The 17,512-nt window shown below is 45.5% G+C and carries 19 protein-coding genes; 2 read left to right on the forward strand and 17 right to left on the reverse strand.

What is annotated here, in order from left to right; genetic code table 11:
- Positions 1–29: 29 nt before the first annotated feature.
- The 5 genes from H608_RS0117045 to H608_RS0117065 form a co-directional block, all read right to left on the reverse strand.
- Positions 30–332: a hypothetical protein gene (locus tag H608_RS0117045; protein WP_028788744.1), complete on the reverse strand. Its 303-nt coding sequence runs from the start codon at positions 330–332 to the stop codon at positions 30–32.
- A gap of 48 nt (positions 333–380) precedes the next feature.
- Positions 381–644 (reverse strand): hypothetical protein, encoded by a 264-nt coding sequence (locus H608_RS0117050; protein WP_028788745.1) that lies wholly within the window; start codon positions 642–644, stop codon positions 381–383.
- 17 nt (positions 645–661) lie between these two features.
- Positions 662–1,111 (reverse strand): cold-shock protein, encoded by a 450-nt coding sequence (locus H608_RS0117055; RefSeq protein WP_028788746.1) that lies wholly within the window; start codon positions 1,109–1,111, stop codon positions 662–664.
- Positions 1,112–1,147: 36 nt separating this feature from the next.
- Positions 1,148–1,447, reverse strand: a complete 300-nt coding sequence (locus tag H608_RS22755) for a hypothetical protein (RefSeq protein ID WP_051268409.1) — start codon at positions 1,445–1,447, stop codon at positions 1,148–1,150.
- A gap of 93 nt (positions 1,448–1,540) precedes the next feature.
- A complete protein-coding gene (locus tag H608_RS0117065; protein WP_028788747.1) occupies positions 1,541–1,810 on the reverse strand; it encodes an RNA recognition motif domain-containing protein in 270 nt (89 codons plus the stop codon).
- 290 nt (positions 1,811–2,100) lie between these two features.
- Here H608_RS0117065 and H608_RS0117070 point away from each other — a divergent pair, with 290 nt between their 5' ends.
- Complete coding sequence (locus H608_RS0117070) at positions 2,101–2,904, forward strand: hypothetical protein (RefSeq protein WP_028788748.1); 804 nt, start codon at positions 2,101–2,103, stop codon at positions 2,902–2,904.
- A 200-nt stretch (positions 2,905–3,104) separates the two neighbouring features.
- Here the strand turns inward: H608_RS0117070 and H608_RS0117075 are convergent, their stop codons facing one another.
- The 4 genes from H608_RS0117075 to H608_RS0117090 form a co-directional block, all read right to left on the reverse strand.
- A complete protein-coding gene (locus H608_RS0117075) occupies positions 3,105–4,526 on the reverse strand; it encodes a TolC family protein (RefSeq protein ID WP_028788749.1) in 1,422 nt (473 codons plus the stop codon).
- Positions 4,519–7,686 carry an efflux RND transporter permease subunit gene (locus H608_RS0117080; protein ID WP_028788750.1) on the reverse strand — a complete coding sequence of 1,056 codons (3,168 nt, stop codon included), beginning with the start codon at positions 7,684–7,686 and terminating at the stop codon, positions 4,519–4,521. Before H608_RS0117080 ends, H608_RS0117075 begins: the two co-directional genes overlap by 8 nt.
- A 24-nt stretch (positions 7,687–7,710) precedes the next feature.
- Complete coding sequence (locus H608_RS0117085; RefSeq protein WP_028788751.1) at positions 7,711–8,793, reverse strand: efflux RND transporter periplasmic adaptor subunit; 1,083 nt, start codon at positions 8,791–8,793, stop codon at positions 7,711–7,713.
- A gap of 117 nt (positions 8,794–8,910) precedes the next feature.
- Positions 8,911–9,234 (reverse strand): hypothetical protein, encoded by a 324-nt coding sequence (locus H608_RS0117090; protein WP_028788752.1) that lies wholly within the window; start codon positions 9,232–9,234, stop codon positions 8,911–8,913.
- A gap of 333 nt (positions 9,235–9,567) precedes the next feature.
- On the opposite strand from H608_RS0117090, the gene H608_RS0117095 reads away from it, so the two are divergent.
- Positions 9,568–10,074: an O-acetyl-ADP-ribose deacetylase gene (locus H608_RS0117095; protein ID WP_028788753.1), complete on the forward strand. Its 507-nt coding sequence runs from the start codon at positions 9,568–9,570 to the stop codon at positions 10,072–10,074.
- 114 nt (positions 10,075–10,188) lie between these two features.
- Here H608_RS0117095 and H608_RS0117100 read toward each other — a convergent pair whose 3' ends face one another.
- The 8 genes from H608_RS0117100 to H608_RS24455 form a co-directional block, all read right to left on the reverse strand.
- Positions 10,189–10,584, reverse strand: coding sequence for a hypothetical protein (locus H608_RS0117100; RefSeq protein ID WP_028788754.1), 396 nt, complete (start codon positions 10,582–10,584; stop codon positions 10,189–10,191).
- A gap of 177 nt (positions 10,585–10,761) precedes the next feature.
- Positions 10,762–11,184 (reverse strand): hypothetical protein, encoded by a 423-nt coding sequence (locus tag H608_RS0117105; protein WP_028788755.1) that lies wholly within the window; start codon positions 11,182–11,184, stop codon positions 10,762–10,764.
- Between the two features lie 147 nt (positions 11,185–11,331).
- A complete protein-coding gene (locus H608_RS0117110; RefSeq protein WP_155990221.1) occupies positions 11,332–12,606 on the reverse strand; it encodes a hypothetical protein in 1,275 nt (424 codons plus the stop codon).
- 235 nt (positions 12,607–12,841) lie between these two features.
- Positions 12,842–13,156 carry a hypothetical protein gene (locus H608_RS0117115; protein ID WP_028788757.1) on the reverse strand — a complete coding sequence of 105 codons (315 nt, stop codon included), beginning with the start codon at positions 13,154–13,156 and terminating at the stop codon, positions 12,842–12,844.
- A 2-nt stretch (positions 13,157–13,158) separates the two neighbouring features.
- Positions 13,159–13,455 (reverse strand): hypothetical protein, encoded by a 297-nt coding sequence (locus tag H608_RS0117120; protein ID WP_028788758.1) that lies wholly within the window; start codon positions 13,453–13,455, stop codon positions 13,159–13,161.
- 33 nt (positions 13,456–13,488) lie between these two features.
- The gene (locus tag H608_RS0117125; protein WP_028788759.1) at positions 13,489–13,779 is read right to left on the reverse strand and encodes a hypothetical protein; all 291 of its coding nucleotides are present in this window, start codon (positions 13,777–13,779) and stop codon (positions 13,489–13,491) included.
- On the reverse strand, positions 13,779–16,445 hold the full coding sequence (locus tag H608_RS0117130; protein ID WP_155990222.1) for an RHS repeat domain-containing protein: 2,667 nt from the start codon (positions 16,443–16,445) through the stop codon (positions 13,779–13,781). The genes H608_RS0117125 and H608_RS0117130 overlap by 1 nt, the downstream gene beginning before the upstream one ends.
- Before the next feature lie 589 nt (positions 16,446–17,034).
- Complete coding sequence (locus tag H608_RS24455) at positions 17,035–17,508, reverse strand: hypothetical protein (RefSeq protein ID WP_155990223.1); 474 nt, start codon at positions 17,506–17,508, stop codon at positions 17,035–17,037.
- Positions 17,509–17,512: the final 4 nt, after the last annotated feature.

The raw sequence follows: 17,512 nt of genomic DNA on the forward strand, positions 1-17,512 counted from the left end.
ATACGTATATAACGGATGTACAGATTCAATTAAATCTCATCCGCTTTTCGCAAAAATTCGTCGTGGAAAAAGCGTATGGTATCTACCAACGCGGTGCTCAGCTCATGCCTCACCCCAATCCCCTGGCAACGGGCAATCAAAGCATTCGCTTCATGCTCGAGTGTTCGTCGTAATTGGTTGCTGTATTTGGATCTGGCCATCTGATGGACATTTTCATTCGCATTTCTGTCCATAGAAGACACGTCTTTCCTGAACGACCGGTAAGTCGCTTGAAAAACATCATTTGCAATACTGTAAAATTCGGCCCGGATAATCCGGATATCTCCTTCCATACATCACCTTTTACGTCAGTAAAGCTCATGACCAGGCGGATAAATTGCTTATCCTTTGTCTACCAGATCGCTGATTTTGGAAAACTCGCCGCCGCTGAAAAGCCGGCTGCAGGAAAGGTTGTTTGTACTTAACCATTCGTCGTGTTTGGAGGCCGCCACGATACGCCAGAAATTTTTCTTCTTCATTTCCTGGTAATCAGATGCAACGATGAACAATCCGGTAATTGCTTCTCTCGTCTTGAATTGAATGCGTACAATTTTGCTCGACCGCTGGCGGTCTTCCACAAATTTTTCTATCACATCGTTAGTCATATTGTTCTTCGGTTATGTTATTGTCCTTTTTTACGGATATCCACTGCTACCCAGCCTCTGTCGCCGGGCTGTATATCGAATGTCACTTTGTCGTTCAAATTGACTTCTTCAGTGAGTGAACTGTGGTGAAAGAAAATCCGTTCGTTGCGCTGATGATCCATGATAAAGCCAAAACCTTTTTCGTCGTTGAAAAACTGGATGGTCCCGGAATGTGTTGTATCACGTTCATTTCCCTTGGGAATGCCTATCTGCATATCTTCAGCTTTGAAAACTTTTTTCGCACGTGGATCAGGTGGCCTGTCCGAAATGTTTCCGTTTTCATCTACATACGCCATCATTTCGTCAAGACTCTTCCCCTTCTGAGCGTTCTTTTTACGCTCCTCCATCTTCTCTTTTTTGTCCTGACGTTCTTTACTTCTTTTTTGCTCTTTGCTTTTCTTATTATACGTTTCCCGTGATTTAGCCATGCTTGCTCTATTGTTTACTGATAACTGATTTATTGTCTACGCCATATTGCCGTCCATGACATTCATGGACTCAACGATCCAGTTATAGACCGATCGTTCACTTTTACGTTCAAGTGGTAGTTGGTGGGCAATTTTACGTTCGAGTGCATGAGCATCTTTGAGTCCGAAAGACTTGACAACCGAGCCATAAAAATTGATGAGAAAAAGTACCTGATCGCCATTAAAGGGATCGAATATCCGTCTGGACGGTTCGCCGCAAAAAACTTCACCCGCGGGTCTTTCGTCTTTCTCCCAACGGTAATGAATAAAGCACATATCATCTTTACTAAATGTCATTGGCATTTTTTAAATGAGAAAAAAGCATGGCAGCGAATTGCCGCTGCGCATGCATTAAAGAGGTCATGTTGCGTATGGCAACCGTATAATTTCTTACCAGTTGTTGCGACGGGGAGAACTTTCTTTCTCGCGTGCAACGCTGATAGAAAGCGGACGGCCTTCTACTTCTTTGTTGTTAAGTGATTTCATCGCGGTTTGCGCTTCATCTTCTGAGGTCATTTCCACAAAAGCAAAGCCGCGGCTGCGTCCTGTGAGCTTGTCTTTGATAACACGGGCAGAAGTCACTTCTCCGAATGCTGCAAAAAGTTGTTTGAGTTCTTCGTCCTGCACATGGAAGCCCAGGTTTGACACATACATGTTCATAATACTAAAATTGATAGGTAAAAAATTGACAGAAGGACCGCAGATCGAGTAAAGAGGAGAAGGAAATTGTTACCAATCGAAATGTAAGAATTAAAAACTGATCCAGACCAGAGGTGTTGAACTTGTGTCGTAATACACTGAAGGTAGGTTATTATTATCATTATACCCATTATTACTGCATAAAAGCGTAAACATTAACAATGTTTCATTGGATTACAGCATGTTAGCTGGTTATGTATAGGAATAATTGAACGGAGATAAATATATTGCAAACAAATCCCAATAAGCTGATGAGTAATTTTTCCAATGTCGGGTTTAATATAGCGACTGAAGAAGAACTATTTGAAGTTCTCCGTAAAGTATACCCGATAAGCAAACAGGTAACTACAGCCCAGGGCGACTATTTAATTTATACGGATAGCTCGGGAGCACAATTATTTATTCAATCCAACAGCCGCGGAGAAATCGCTGGCGTAAACCCACATTTCAGTGGAAGGAGCAGGCGAAAAGTATGTTTGACCAACGCAATTGAAAGACCGGAAAGCGAATTGGACGGCGCCTTTCACGCCTGGGCCGATCCCGTAAATCCTGATGACCCGGACACCGGCATTTGCCCTTTTGTTTTTGACGTTCCCGATTTTCGAACGATCGGTGATATCAAATTGCCACAGACCGTCGACATTCAACTGACAGCATTTGCACAGGACATCCTTTTCTTCGAAAATGAGGATGCCTACAATAATTATTCAACGGAGTTAAAGTTTGCGTCGAAGTCTTTTGTCCCAAGTGGCTTATTTTTTTCAGAAGAGCAGAAAACCCCGGGCGCGCCTGAAGCCACTGCTATGTTTACAGGATCTATATTACATTTTGAAAAAAAGGAAAACGAGCTGACAGGTGATCAATTTTATTGGTTCTTTACAGATACCCTCGGTGGACTGATAGATGTAGTGGCTGATGCGCGGCTTGTAGAAGAAACACCGGTCGTAAATGGCATTCTCCAGGGACAGTTCTGGCTGTCTGGTCAATTGCACGGACACGTGACCAAAGAAGATACATCAGGAAAATCATTTTTAAAAAGATTGTTCGGAAAGTAAGATCCAATAACAGGCCAGCAATGCCGGAACACAAACAGCCGAAAATAATACAAAGAAAGAACCCGCTACCGAATTGTTATTATTTAAAACCGGCATCGATGACCCACTGGAAAACCACCAGGGAGGTGATCAACGATCCTGGGGCACAATACGAACAATTATAAAAAAACCGGCCCAAAGGCCGGTTATCCCTATTCGCCCTATTTCCAACCACCACCCAGATCGCGGTAAATATTCACTACCGCTACCAGCTGGCGTTTTTTTGTTTCAATCAATTCGAGTCTGGCCTCCAACGCATCCCGCTGTGTCATCAACACTTCGAGATAATCCGCCCGGGCCGAACGGAACAGATCATTCGATATGTCGATGGACCGCGTCAATGCATCCACCTCCTTCGATTTGAGATCATAGTTTTTTTCCAGGTTGCCGATATTGGAAAGTTCGGTCGACACTTCCAGGTAAGCATTCAGTACCGTGCGTTCATAATTGTATAAGGCCTGGATCTGTTTGGCATTCGCGGTGCTGAACTCCGCCTTGATGGCGCCACGATTGATCAAAGGACCAGCCAGGTCACCGGCCAATGAATACAACAACGACTCCGGCATTTTTATCAGATAAGAAGGCTTGAAGGCTTGCAGGCCAACAGCTGCGGATATGCCGAGTGAGGGATAAAATTCCGCTCTTGCCACTCTCACATCCAGTTTGGCAGCCGTGAGTTCGAGTTCCGCCTGTTTGATGTCCGGGCGATTGGCCAGCAATTGAGCAGGCAATCCGGTGGTGACATCCGACGGTAATTGTGTAAGAAAATGCGTGGTCTCGCGTGGGATCGGTTGCGGATACCGGCCCAACAGGAAATTGATCCGGTTCTCGGTTTCCTTTACCTGTTGCAGCAGTTCATATTCCAGGCTTTGTGATTTCAATACTTCCGCCTGAAATTTTTGCACCGCCAACTCCGTTGCACGCGCCGCTTCCTTCTGCACTTTCACAATCTCCAAAGCGTTTTTCTGTAAATTGATATTTTGCCGAACGATGAGCAACTGGTTGTCCAGCGACAGCAATTCATAATAGGAATTGGCCACTTCTGCAATAAGGTTGGTCAACACAAAATTCCTGCCTTCAACCGTTGCCAAATAACGCGCAACAGCGGCATCGCGCGCATTGCGCAGTTTTTTCCAGATATCTGCTTCCCAATTGGCTGTGGCCGCTACCCTGAAATCGCCCAAGGGATCAGGCATTTCTTTTCCTGGTTTGATTTCGGTACTGGCATCACCTGCGCCCTGGCTGGTATAACGTCCCACCTTCTCCACCCCAACTCCTCCGCCCACAGTCACCGAAGGAGCAATTGCCGCTTTGCGTACACGCACATCATTGCGGGCAATTTCTATTTCCTGCAACGTAATCATCAGCTCCTGGTTGTTCTTCAACGCTGTGTCGATGAGCGCTGCCAGATCTTTGTCATTAAAAAAATTACGCCATTGAACCGCGGCAGTGCCCGAGCTATCGGAGCTTGTACCAAACGTAGCCGGTAATTCAGCATGACGGCCCGGCTCTATTATTTTGGGCACGTGGCAACTGGTTAATACCAGCGCCAACGCGCATATATAAAGGCTATACTTAAACATTGTGATCAATTTCTTCTGTTAATGGATTTTCTTCTTCGTCTTTGATGAGTTTGCGTTTCTCCGCGATCTTTCCGAATATGTAATACAATCCGGGAATGATCAGCACGCCGAAGATGGTGCCGAACAACATACCGCCGGCTGCGGCCGTACCGATCGTGCGGTTGCCGATCTTACCCGGACCACTTGCCAATACCAGCGGAATCAATCCCGCGATAAAAGCAAAGGAAGTCATCAGGATCGGGCGGAAACGCACCTTCGCTCCTTCCAATGCAGCCTGGCGCACCGATGCACCCGCACGATGGCGCTGCACGGCAAACTCTACAATCAAAACAGCGTTTTTGCCCAACAAACCGATCAGCATCACCATCGCTACCTGCGCATAGATATTGTTTTCCAGTCCAAGCATGCCCAGCAACAGGAAGGCGCCGAATATACCGGCCGGCAAAGAAAGAATAACGGCCAGCGGCAGGATGAAGCTTTCATACTGCGCAGCCAGGATGAGGTACACGAATCCGAGACAGATCAGGAAAATATAAATAGCCTGGTTGCCCTGTGCCACTTCATCTTTGGAAATACCGGCCCAGTCGATTCCAAATCCACGGGGTAATGTTTTCTGCGCTACTTCATTGATCACTTTGATGGCTTCGCCACTACTATAACCCGGCGCGGCCGAACCGCTGATCTCCGAAGCATTGTACATGTTGTGCCGCGTGATCTCCGAGAGGCCATATACTTTTTCCATCCGCATAAAAGCGGAGAACGGCACCATTTCGTCCTTATCATTCTTCACGTACAACTTCAGGATATCATCCGGTTCGGCCCTGTACTGCGCCGCGGCTTGCACCATCACTTTGTATTGCCTGTCGAATTTGATAAAGCTGATTTCGTAGTTACTGCCGACCAATGTAGACAAGGTATTCATCGCATTATCGATCGACACGCCTTTTTGCTGCGCAATGTCGTTATCTACACGCAACATGTATTGCGGGAAGCTGGCACTATAGAAACTGAATACAGACGACAGCTCCTTACGCTTTTCCAGTTCCTTCACAAAATCACGGCTCACGGTTTCCATTTTCTTATAATCACCGGAACCCGCTTTGTCGAGCAGGCGCAATTCAAATCCTCCTGCCGCGCCATAACCCGGCACTGCCGGCGGCTGGAAAAATTCAATAGTAGCGCCGGAAATGTCTTTTGATTTTTCCTCGAGCTCGGTCATGATCTGCTGTACGGAATGTTTACGTTCATCCCAATTCTTGAGGTTGATAAGGCAGGTGCCCGAGTTGGAGCCTGTACCTTCTGTAAGAATTTCATAACCTGCGAGTGCTGAAACGGATTGTACACCTTCCACGGTCTCGGCCACTTTCTGCAAACGTTCGGCAATTTCATTGGTGCGCTCGAGCGAAGAACCCGGAGGCGTTTGAATGATGGCATAAAACATGCCCTGGTCTTCATTGGGAATAAAACCTGAAGGCACACGCCCGTTGATGAACCAGGTGCCGATACAAAACAACACCAGCACGCCCATCGTCAATGCCCGGCGGTGAACCACTTTTCCTAATAATCCTTCATATTTATTAGCACCTCTGTTAAACGTATTATTAAACCCATCGAGGAATTTGTCGAGGAAATTTTTCTTGCGGTGTTTGCCATGATTGTTCTTCAAAATCATCGCACACAAGGCGGGCGTCAATGTCAAAGCCACAATACCCGAAAGAATAATAGCCGTTGCCATGGTAATGGAAAACTGGCGATAGAAAATACCGACCGGCCCTGACATGAACGCTACGGGAATAAACACCGAAGCCATCAGGAAAGTAATAGCGATAATGGCACCGGCGATCTCGTGCATCGCTTTTTTGGTGGCTTTGAGCGGCGAGAGCTTTTCTTTCTCCATTTTAGCGTGTACTGCTTCGATCACCACGATCGCATCATCCACTACCACACCGATCGCCAGTACCAAAGCAAAAAGCGTGATCAGGTTGAGCGTGATGCCGAAGAATTGCATAAACATAAATGTGCCGACCAGCGATACCGGCACCGCCATCGCAGGAATCAGGGTCGACCGCCAATCGCCAAGGAATAAGAAAACCACCAAACCCACGAGGATAAAGGCTTCCACCAATGTATGCAATACCTTATCGATGGAAGCGTCGAGGAATTTAGACACGTCATAGCTGATCTCGTAGTTCATTCCTTTGGGGAAGGAACTGGCTTTGATCTCTTTCATTTTCGCCTTCACATTCTTAATCACTTCGCTGGCGTTGCTGCCGTAAGATTGTTTAAGAACGATGGCGGCCGAAGGTTTGCCGTTGAGGTTGGAATAAATATCGTACATCGAACTGCCAAACTCTACATCGGCCACATCTTTGAGGCGAAGGATTTCACCGTCGGGGTTGGAGCGGAGAATTACATTCTCATAGCCTTCCTTGTTGGTAAAACGTCCGGGATACTTCAATACATATTCAAAAGCCTGCGAACGTTTGCCGGAGCTCTCGCCTGTTTTGCCGGGAGAAGCTTCAAGGCTTTGTTCGCTGAGTGCTTTCATCACTTCATCAGCAGAAATCTTGTACGCCAGCATGCGATCGGGTTTCAGCCAGATACGCATGGCGTACTCGCGGTTGCCAAGGATATCGGCAAAACCCACACCGTCTACGCGTTTGAGTTCAGCGAGCAAATTGATATCGGCAAAATTGTAAAGGAATTTCTGATCCGTATTGGGGTCGTCGCTGTACAGGTTAATGTACATAAGCATGTTCGATTCCTCGCGGGTGATCTTCACACCTTCGCGCACGACAAGTGGCGGTAATTTATTGACCACGGAAGCTACGCGGTTCTGTACACTGAGTGCCGCCTGGTTGGGATCCGTACCGAGATTGAAAACCACTTGTATCGTTGCCTCACCATCGTTACCGGCATCGGAGGCCATGTACTTCATGCCGGGCACCCCATTCAATGCACGCTCAAGTGGAATGATCACCGACTTGATCATCAATTCACCATTGGCACCGGGATACTCCGCGGTAACGTTTACTTTGGGTGGGGAAATGGAAGGGAACTGCGTAACGGGGAGATTGGTCATAGCCAACACACCCAAAAAGACGATAATCAGTGATATCACGATGGATAACACCGGTCGCTGTATAAATCTGTTAAACATGGAAAATACAATTTGGGTGAATGACTATTCTGCTTTGAGGCGCAGATGGGCAATTACTTCCTGGGGCTTCTTAAAATCATACTCGACCTTATCGTCGTCTTTGACTTTCTGTACTCCTTCGAGTAATATTTTGTCATCGGTTGAAAGTCCGCCTGACACTACATACAGGTCCGGCATTTTTGCCGCAAGCGTGATGTTGCGTGAATGCACTTTGCCGTCTTTGTCCACCACAAAAACATAGGTCTTGTCCTGGATCTCGTAGGTAGCTTTTTGCGGAATGATCAGCGCGCCTTTGAGCGGCATGGTCATTTGTACTTTACCCGTTTCTCCATGTTTCAACAGGCGTTCGGGATTCGGGAAACGCGCGCGGAAAGCGATGTTGCCGGTTTCGCTGTCGAACTCACTTTCGATCACTTCCACCTGTCCCTGTTGTGCCAGTGGTTTGTTATTGGCCAGTAAAAGGTTCACCTGGCTGCTGCCGCGGCTTTTAGCGTTTGTCTGGTACTCGAGGTATTCGGGTTCGGACACATTGAAATACGCAAACATCTGGCTGTTGTCGGAAAGTGTGGTGAGCAATTCACCTTCATCGATGAGGCTGCCGAGTTTTTTGGGGAGGCGGTCGATGGTGCCATCGAAGGGTGCGCGCACTTCGGTGAATGAGAGGTGTAATCTGGCCAGTGCCACTTCTGCTTTGGCCTGGTCGAGTTTGGCTTCGGCCATGGCCTGTTCGTTTTTGGACACGACATTTTTATCGGCCAATGCTTTCGTATTCTGTAACTCGATGGAAGCGGCGCGGGCTTCTGCTTCGGCCTTTAATAATTCGGCCTCGTAAATCTTGGGCATGATACGGAAAAGAACCTGGCCGGCTTTTACGAACTGGCCTTCGTCTACATAAATGTTTTCCAGGAAACCTTTTTCCTGGGCGCGGATTTCCACGTTGCGGACGGAACGGATTTGGGAAACATAATCTTTGGTAAAAGAGGTGTCCATTACCAGCGGAGTGGTCACGGCATACTTGCCGGCTTCTTCTTTCGTTTCTTTTTTGGACGCACAGCTAGTGATGGCCAGGTAAGCCAGCAAGCCTGCGAACAGGAATAATCTTTTCATAACTGTAAATGAAATAGTAGCGATTGGAATATGGGAACACGCAGGGGAACGTATTCACCGGGCGAATAGATAAATAAAAACTGGGTGCGCGTTATCGCGCGCATGGAAGGTTGTTAATTAAATGCGGAGTACGCGCTGGACAATGCAGCGATCGATGGGTTGCCCGAGGAAGGGCGCGGGAGCTTTATAGCAATGATGGAAATAGGCAAGAATCGAATCGAAGGTGGTACAATTGTTACCGGCGTAAGGCTTCGCGTAGAGATCAGCATCATCATCTGTCGCTTCTTCGAGCACCGATTGATCTTCGTCTTCGGTTGCATTGAGGTCGATGAGGATCTGCTGAGGGGAAATCTTTTTTCCCGGTACGTGCGCGGCGTGCGCCGGCATGCCTGTTTTGAGCAGGAATACAACGAGGTACAGGAAAAAAGCGGCGAATCTCATATCGGCGCCAAAATAACGAAAGAAAATTCCAGAAAAAAAGAGGTAATCGGTGAATAGGATGTAAAGAAATAGTTAATTGTTTCATCCGAACATCCGTTCGGATAAGGTAGAAGGTGGAAGGTATAAGGCGTAAGGCATGGGGCCTAAAATGTAAGGCCCAACACTTCGGGCCGAAGCTTCGGCCTATGGCATAAGGCAGGAGGCGTAGGGCTTGTCCTGGTTCGCGTACACACGAACCTGCGGAAGCAGGAAGAGACCAACTGATGATTCGCTCATTCACTTATTGACTCATTCATCATTTTTTGACTTTTGAATTTTTAATTTTGACTTACTATGCTTGAAGTAATAAAAGGCGACATCACAAAAATGGAAGTAGATGCAGTGGTGAATGCGGCCAATACCTCCCTGCTGGGTGGTGATGGTGTGGACGGAGCGATTCACCGGGCCGGTGGTCCGGCCATATTGGATGAATGCCGGAAAATTGTGGCACGTCAGGGAGGATGTAAAGTGGGAGAAGCTGTAATAACGGCCGCCGGCAATCTGCCTGCGCGGCATGTGATACATACGGTTGGGCCGGTATGGAATGGCGGGAATAAAAAAGAAGCTGAATTATTGGCCTCAGCTTATCGCAACAGCCTTCAACTGGCAGTAGAGCATAGTCTGCGGACGATTGCTTTTCCGAACATCAGTACGGGTGTGTATCGTTTTCCGAAACCGTTGGCGGCGGAGATTGCACTAGCCTCGGTAAGCGCTTTCCATAGCAGCTTCGAACGCATCGTTTTCGTATGTTTTGATGAGGAAAACTATGAACTGTACAGGCAACTGATCTTGGCGCCTTAGCTACTTTGCGTCTCTGCGTGAAAGACATCACGCAAAGAGGCATAAGGAGCAACGACGCAAAGGAATTTAAAAACCTTAACCGGCACATTACTTACTACTTATTACTTACTACTTCTACCGTATGACCAAAAACACCGGGTACTCGTGCCCTTCGGGCAGTCCGTTGAGTTTGTACTGCAGGCGGTAGCGGCGGGTGCAATCACACACATCGGCGCGCTTCTCTCCTTTCTTAACATGGATAAAAATGGAATCGTTGCGGAAAGAATAGTCCGACGTCAGTCCGTAATTATCGGCATAGGAAATGCAGGCCTGGGTTTCCATCTGTCCGTTGCGGTAGCGGCAATTGAGCGGGCCGGAGAGTTTGTCTGCAGTGAAATTATTATCCCGGTAAGCCATGGGCAGCACGTCCTCGGCGTCAATTTCGTTGTAGCGGAAATGCAGGCCCGGGTGGTGGCTATCGCAGGCGGTAAATAAGAATGAGATTAGAATTAAAACCAAAAACTGTTTCATAATGAATAGCATAAACCGGGTTAGGATTAAAAAACCGTGCCGGTGAAACTATTAACGTAGAAGACTGCTGATCAGTTCATACAACACACAATAATTTACAGAGTGGGGAATGGATTGCCGGCTGGCAGAGTATGTTGGGGAGGTGGGCGACTTTTTATAAGGGTGGCTGGTTTAGTGTTAGTCCCTGATTAGAACACCTCTTTTATATCTTTCCTGTCGCGCGGGCAATCCATTTTCATAAAAAATCCAAACCCCATCGCGCAGGGGCTGAAAGTACGGACCGACCGTAACATCCATCAGGTCTCCTGAAAGATTAAATCGATCGACATACTGCTTCAATGTATCCAGGGAAGCCTGATATTGTCCCGTAGCAACCAGGGTGCCGTGACGGTCAAACTCCTTAATACTCATTTTCCCTTTACAATTAAACAGGTTTATCTTAACGTAAGATGAGTCTTTGTTGTAGTGAATCAATGAATCCTTACATTTCGCGGGAGTAATATAAGTTTTATACTCTTTCAAATAGATATCAATCTGGCTGGTCGCTGGATAGGACAGCGCGCAAATAAACAAGGTTGTTAATGCGATTATTTTTATCATAAAAAATGCTGATTTATTGCGCAGTTGGTAATAACCTTTACAACCGTAGATAATCAATGACTAATTAAATTAAAGAAAATAATCGTCTTTTCATACTTCAACATACTCGCTTGCTTAACCATACCAACCTTCCAAACGGAATGCAAACTATTTCTTTTCCGGTATGATAAGATGTGCCACTCCGGCCAGTAAGGAAAGCCCTGACAAAACGAGCCCGACTCTTGCTATATTCCAAATCCCCGGACGATGGGTGACCATTCCAAGCACGCTCCAGGCCAGTAGCGCACAGCTTATCATCAGCAGTACAATTATGATTTTACTTCGCATCCGATAGAATTTTGGGTACCAGGTTAGCATCTTCAAATTTGAACAGTAGTAAATTAACGAAGAATTTACTACATCTTTCGTCGATTCATTCAGACCTTTGTAGGCCTGCATACCCACGATCCGGTTCAACTGGTCATAACTGTAGTTGTAAAACAGTGGCAGCGAGTTAGTCGTAGAAGGATTGCCTTTTTTCAAGCCTGCGTTGTTCACCGTCATCGCACCAATGTTGCCGTTGTATAATGACTTAAATGATCCGTTGTTGGGACGGGCAAAAGCACCTGTTCCTCCGATTGAATAGTAGTCATTCTCGGAAGCTCCATTATCAAAATAGTGCAGTGCATAACCATAAATGTCCCTGCCAAATACCGAAGGCACTCCGCCAACAGCCAGTCCGTCTTTGCCCATATCCTTGTCCGGCGTCAGGCTGCTGCCGTTCACACCTTTGAGCCAGCCTTGTATGGTATAGGCATAGTCTACACCCTGCAGTTCTTTACCCAATACCATTCTCGCCAGCGGGCCATGTTTATAGTATTCATAGTTCGCCTCATGCTCCCAGTACACACCATCGCGGCTCGTTTCAACATCCGTGATCCGGTTCTCCGCATCATACGCGTAGCGGTGATAGAAGCCATCCGCCGCTCCCGGTTGGTATGCTACTTCATTCACTTTGCCACTGATCAGGTCGTATTGGTATTTGATGGTCTTTAACCGGTCCGAAGAAGGAAGGTTGGCTACACCTCTATAGTCCTGCAACAGTTGATTGACGTTGCCGTGGATGTCATACGTATAGAAGGTGGCGGTTTGATGCCATGTATCGGTACTCAAAGCTTTCACCATCGAGTAACTCACGCGGTTGCGCAGGTTCTGCTGATCGATACCCGCCGCGATGCCCGGGTCGGGACTCAGCGGATTGTATTTTTCATTGTACACCGTGATCGTCAGTTGGTCCGTTACGCTCGCGCCATTCAGCCAGGTGGTCAGCGTGCTTTCTTCTTTGCTGATCGTTTGCGTCATAGCAATGGTATTCGCTTTCTGTCCTACTTCGGCAATACGGCCCAGGTTGTCATATTTCGTATAGCTATATTGGTTGTGCAAAGCCTGCTCGGCATTCTGGCTTACGGCCAGTCGGCCCAGTCTGTCGTACCAGAATTTACTGATGCCGCCATCCGGTGAGTTTTGTGCTAGCCAACCTACTTCTTTTCTAAAATGCTAGTTACTAAGCTTAGTAATTCTGAGCTTTTGAAAATATTCAATAGCTTTTTTTCAGCCTCCGCGTCGGTAAAAGACAGCCCGCACTTGCCGGGCTTTGCTGTTTATATGTCATAAAGACTTATTCTAAATTTGTAGTCAGTTTTACATTTCCAATACTTTCCTGACCTCGTAAAACTTCATACTCAAAATTTAATTCAACTGTTTCTTTTACTGTTTCAATCATTGTAAAAGCCAATTCAATTTTAAATGGTTTACCATAATTTGCTTCTGATGGATTCTCAATTTTATACACAAAGCTAAATTGCTGCTTTCCCGTATTCAGAAAAAGCCAATTCACTTTATCATCTTTAGGTTTTGCATCAAGAGGCAGTACGCTACTTTTCTTTAAAGTCAGTTCCCCGATGAAATTGTATTTTCTATTTTCAGTAAGCATAATTAGTGTGGAATTATATATGGTAAAGTTTCTTTGGGAAAAACATATGCTCCAATATCTACGTGACGAAACCAATGCTCGGCAGCATTAACAGGGGCTTTTACTGTTCCTTTTATGATTGAATAACCATTAGGATAAAGTCTTTGACCGTACCAGTGAGCATCTTCAAAAGATTTCGCAAAATATTTCGCTTCTACTCCTCCTTGTTGTAAAGAAAACTTACCAGTATTCTTTATAATAGCAGCTTCTGTTGCATCAACAGCTCTAAATACCGTTGTTTCCCCCGTAGCAGCCTGCACAAAAAATAGCTAATCGCTGCATTACCGAATTTATTAAACGGCAAAAAAAGATTTAATCTTCATAATAAGGTCTTCTTCCGAAATAAGCTCATCTGTTTCTAACACCCTTATTGTCTCTTCTGTTTGTTCATTGATTAATTCCCACGAACAATAGAAAAAATGATCTTCCATTTTATATGTTGACACATATAAAACTTTATCCCCTTTTCTGAGTCCAAAAGCAGAAAGATCCCCATCCCAGTAATCAACGAACTTCAGAAGATTAAGATTAATTTCACCACGTAAACGCTCGACAAATTTTTTTATTGAGATATCCTTTTCCATTATTTAATAAATCGGTTGTCAATTAATAATTTTCGAACTGTGCTTCGGCCCTTTTCGAGAGCTTCCTGAACAGTTAAATTTAAAAACTCTCCAGGCATTTCGGAACGAATAGATGCTTTTCGATACTTCGATATAAATGAGTCTACTGTTTCATCCAAACTATTTAACACCTGCCGAGTTGGCGCACTGTTAAGATTCATTTTAAATTTTCTAGCAATCATCTCTGCACGCGAGGCCGCACCGACTGCTATCATAATTGGACCAGAATTCGGCATTGAAACCTTACGTGACATCGCTGACGCGAACATCTTTGCCCCTTGCTTAACCACAAGGCCAACTAAAAGCAAATCTTCAACGTTAATAGCGGATGGGTCGATCTTTCCAGTAGCCGACTGATGTGTCTTTATCGAATTAATACGTGCTCCTGCGTATATAAAACTATAAAAATTTTCATTGGCCTCACTCATTTCAACAAGATATTCATTCAATCTTTGGGAAGCAGCATGTTGGCCATCAGGACTAGATCCATTAAACGGCTTAACAAAGATGTCATCGTTTCCAAATGCTCTACTGTAATCGTAGCTTGCATCTTGTACCTGTTTTAAATATGCTTCTGCCCTATGCCACCCCGCCTGACCAGGATAAACTGTAGAATTTCTATGATAATATAAATTCACATCATAGTAGGCGCCCCTTAATGTCTTTTTTGTCCCTTCCTTCGGGATATAGCTCTTCAAGATCAAATTATCAATGACACCATTATTAGTTTGATTTTCGTAAAACTCTCCATTTATAGTCGTATCCCCGAGAGGATCTCGAAAAAAGATTGGGTTATTTAGAAAGGCTGTATAGTCGCTTACACCGCTAACTGGTCTTGGATCGGGATTCCATCGACGTGCAAGTCGAGCATCATATTGCCAGAATTCCGCGGTCATACTGTTGCCATTCTGATCGAGTTCCGTTGACTTCTCCTGCCCATTAAACCCATACCGATATCCGTCACTTTCCACCTTCCTCCCTGGCATTCCCATACCAAACGGGTAATAATCCGTCGCGCTCGCCACATCTACCGTAAAGTAATCCAACTCAGCTTCGTTCGGAGACGCTTTGCCTTGTTGTAGCTTCTTATCGGTAAGCGTAATGAGCACATTCCCCAGATGGTTACTCAACTCAAAGAACTTCTCACCCCGGCGCTGTGTTTTTGTTTTGGCAGGATCAAAACCAGTCGCCAGCGCATCAGTAACCGTAGCCCGGCTCTCTTTTAAGGCTATGCCCAACCGGCTGCTGCCGTATAAATGTAATTCTTTTTGCTCGATCTGGTTTGCGGCCGGTACTTCGTATACACTCATCACATTGCCACTCGCATCTCTTATGTACAGTGTCGTTTTGCCCGCTGCGGTTTTGGTAATGCGGTTGCCTGAAGCGTCGTAAGCATAACTGATCGTACCGCTTGATTTGACCACACTCGCTATTTTCCCATACACTGTCCAGTTGATCGCCGTGATGCCTTCGGATACATCCGTCTTCAGGTTACCAATCGCATCATAGGTATAGTTGTTCGGATCGGCCTGATCGTCGATGTCTTCCGAATAGTCGTCTGTTAGTGTGGGTTTGTCTGTAACCTGCCGCAGACGGTTATTTTCAGGGTAATATAGGTAATCCATATTATCCATTTGTGTTTTACCTGTAAAAACCGACGGAGCGTCATTACGCTTATACCATAAAATATTACCATCAGGATCATAGTTCGTTTGCTCCTGATAATCATCGATCGAGATCGGGGTCCACACGTTCGTAGATTCATTCAGCCCTTTATAGGCTTGCATACCTACAATACGGTTCAACTGATCGTAACTGTAGTTGTAGAACAGTGGCAGCGAGTTAGTGGTGGAAGGATTGCCTTTTTTCAAGCCTGCGTTGTTCACCGTCATCGCCCCAATGTTGCCGTTGTATAATGACTTAAATGATCCGTTGTTGGGACGGGCAAAAGCACCTGTTCCTCCGATTGAATAGGAGTCATTCTCGGAAGCTCCATTATCAAAATAGTGCAGTACATAACCGTAGATATCTCTGCCAAACACAGAAGGCGTTCCGGTGTTCAGACCATCTTTGCCCATGTCCTTGTCCGGCGTCAGGCTGCTGCCGTTCACGCCTTTGAGCCAGCCTTGTATGGTATAGGCATAGTCTACACCCTGCAGTTCTTTGCCCAATACCATTCTTGCCAGCGGGCCATGTTTATAGTATTCATAGTTCGCCTCATGCTCCCAATACACACCATCGCGGCTCGTTTCTACATCCGTGATCCGGTTCTCCGCATCATACGCGTAGCGGTGATAGAAGCCATCCGCCGCTCCCGGCTGGTACGCTACTTCATTCACTTTGCCACTCACCAGGTCGTATTGGTATTTGATGGTCTTCAGTCGATCTGAAGAAGGAAGGTTCGCTACACCTCTATAGTCCTGCAACAGTTGATTGACATTACCGTGAATGTCATACGTATAGAAGGTGGCGGTTTGATGCCACGTGTCCGTACTCAAGGCTTTCACCATCGAGTAACTCACGCGGTTGCGCAGGTTCTGCTGATCGATACCGGCGGCTATACCCGGGTCGGGACTCAGCGGATTGTATTTTTCATCGTATACCGTGATCGTCAGTTGATCCGTCACGCTTGCACCATTCAGCCAGGTGGTCAGCGTGCTTTCTTCTTTGCTGATCGTTTGCGTGATGGCAGTTGTATTGGCCTTCTGGCCTACCTCCGTGATGCGGCCAAGGTTGTCATATTTCGTATAGCTGTATTGGTTGTGCAGCGCCTGTTCGGCATTCTGGCTTACGGCCAGTCTGCCGTTAAGTCGAATAAGGAATTATGTTTTAATTGCTATTATTTATTTTCGTACAATATTGTATCTTCTCCAACACAAAAAAAATACAATGGAATTGTAAAATTCTCAAAGAAATTTTTCTAGGTGCTAATCAAAAACAGGCAAAGCCAAACACAGAGTGAACAATGAAGAAATATAACTCCCTTTTAAACTCAACTAGTACAATATCCAGATGATAGTGGCTTGTATTTATTTCACTTAAATGTAAATAATACCATTATCCGACACATATTATTATACAATGGAGGAAGCAGAAGATCATGCTAAATGGGAATATAATATTGCCCCATCAATGGAAAATTATAAGTTATTAATTTCAGTTGTTTGCATGGGCCTTATTAATTCTTCCAGAATCTACACTTAACCATTTCTACAGTTACTTTTTAGAAGATTTTTTAATCCTTGCTTCATCAGCACCAAGCGGTCTCCACAAGGGGCCGGAATAAAGCAGACTATCATTTGAATCAACAAAATAAAAACCAACTGGTTTCTTCGTAAATGTATCCAACATTACTCCGGCAATACAATTCTTTTCCAGTTCAATAGGTTGTGACATTTCACCTTTGATCAAGTGCTTATCCGAGTTATAAAATTTCACAAGAACCGCAGGACGATCTATTTTAACCGTATCAGCATACTCAATTGCCAGCCTAACGATTGTCACGCTGTCCATGCACTCCCTGAACATATCATTTATTAAAACATAATGCGCATAGGAGCCAGTAGCTGAAGGCGATGTAGCCATGGTTTGAACATTTTTTAAACTGCAGATATGTTTCGACGTTCTTTCATTAGTACAACCAGTCGTCGATAATAATACAAGACAGATCAGAAATATATTTTTATTCATATGA

Source organism: Terrimonas ferruginea DSM 30193 (assembly GCF_000425585.1).
In the GTDB taxonomy this organism is placed as follows: Bacteria; Bacteroidota; Bacteroidia; order Chitinophagales; family Chitinophagaceae; genus Terrimonas; species Terrimonas ferruginea.